The sequence below is a fragment of the Helicobacter sp. T3_23-1059 genome, from assembly GCF_053654515.1.
Window position 1 is genome coordinate 1 of sequence record NZ_JBSIUV010000129.1, and the last position, 1,595, is coordinate 1,595.

2 protein-coding genes are annotated in these 1,595 nt (G+C 36.2%); both read left to right on the forward strand.

Features of this window, described 5'->3' with window-relative positions:
- Positions 1 to 164: 164 nt before the first annotated feature.
- The gene (locus ACWIX0_RS13490; RefSeq protein ID WP_454174500.1) at positions 165 to 626 is read left to right on the forward strand and encodes a hypothetical protein; all 462 of its coding nucleotides are present in this window, start codon (positions 165 to 167) and stop codon (positions 624 to 626) included.
- A gap of 43 nt (positions 627 to 669) precedes the next feature.
- Positions 670 to 1,311, forward strand: coding sequence for a M15 family metallopeptidase (locus ACWIX0_RS13495; RefSeq protein WP_454174501.1), 642 nt, complete (start codon positions 670 to 672; stop codon positions 1,309 to 1,311).
- Positions 1,312 to 1,595 lie beyond the last annotated feature (284 nt).

Below are 1,595 nucleotides of genomic sequence, written 5' to 3' on the forward strand. Positions count from 1 at the left end.
AAGATTATATTGATAAAAATGTGAAATTTAAAGACTTGTATTTTTGTATAGGAATGGTCTATGACTCCAAAGAATACGAAGATAAAGTCGAGCAAGTTATGAAAAAATACTGCAAAGAGTGTGAGTGAATCTTTGTAAAATTTTTATTTTTGAGAGTTTCCATAATGAAAAAATTACTTTATGCTATGTTACTATGCTTTATTTCTAGCGCAAATGCTGAATCCCCTACATTAGCCGACACTCACTCTTGCACTAAAAGTGGAAGCGCAAAGCAAATCATTGCTAAAACCTCTTTTAAGCAAAATCCAATCAAATACTATAAAAGATGGGCTTTAGCTCATTGCTTAAAATACACTTCAAGCGTGGATAAAACTATGTCATCAGGCTGTGGCAAAAAAATACCACAAGATATAATAAACCTAAGGCATATCGATAATATGACAAGGCTTTTGGGTGATGAGCCGTTAAGCGAATTAAAAACATATATAGATGAATATTATGAGGTTATTGTCGAATTTTCGCATAAGGGCTATGTAAATGCCTGCTTTGATTTGGTGTATGAAAATAAAGAATTTGACTCCGAAGTGGAGCGAATCATAAAAAAATACTGCAAAGAGTGTGAGTGAGCGAAAGTAGCAAAAAACAAAAGCCCAATCTAAAAGGCACAAAATGAAGCGAATCGTAGTGATTTGTTGTGCGTTTGTGTGTGCGATATGTGCTAATCCTATGCACCCAAATCTATTTCAAGCACAATCGAGTAATTTTATCCACGATTTGCGCTATGGCACGATAGATAATTTTATGGGTGTGAATCTTTACAAACATTTTGGATTAGATAAATGCTTTTTGCATAATGATTTGGGCGAGCGCGTAAAAAGGCTTAGCGAGATTGCAAGCAAAGAGCGCGTAAAAATTGTGTTTTTTGACTGCTTCCGTCCGCAGAGTGCGCAAATAAAGGCGTGGGAAAAGATGAGCGATGAGCGATTCGTGGCAAATCCATATAAAAATGGCTCAAATCATTCGCGAGCAATCGCGCTTGATGTGGGATTAGCAGATGAAAATGGCGAGATTTTAGCGATGCCTAGCGCGTTTGATGAGTTTAGCCAAAAGGCGTTTAGCGATTATAAATGCCCCAAAGCAGAGGCACAAAAATGCGCCAATAGAGAGAAGCTAAAAGTGATAATGAAAGAGGCTGGATTTAGGGGGATTAAAAGCGAGTGGTGGCATTATGAAGCGGACTTTTTACGAGATTCTCCCCCGCTTGATAAATCCAAAATCCGTGAAAAATATCCATTGCTTGATTTGCCTTGATTTGCCTTAAATGTGAGATTTGGAAATCATTTTATATCAAATTTGGCTACGATATGTAATTTCAAGGGGACACAATGCAAGGCATTACGATAAAACTCAAGTTTTATACCCTTAGAAATTCGTAAAAAATTATCTTATAAATAAGGAACGAAAAATGAAAAATTTGGTTTTGTTATTTGGTGTGATAGTAGTGGCATTTTTATTTAATGCGTTTGCAATCGCTATAAATTCGCAAGATTCACAAAAATCGCGCATAGATTCAAGCGAATCAACGCCTACAAACC

What these genes read in the sequence shown, in the direction of transcription:
- ACWIX0_RS13495 (WP_454174501.1), top strand. Translation starts at nt 670, where the DNA reads ATGAAGCGAATCGTAGTGATTTGTTGTGCGTTTGTGTGTGCGATATGT.
- ACWIX0_RS13490 (WP_454174500.1), top strand. Translation starts at nt 165, where the DNA reads ATGAAAAAATTACTTTATGCTATGTTACTATGCTTTATTTCTAGCGCA.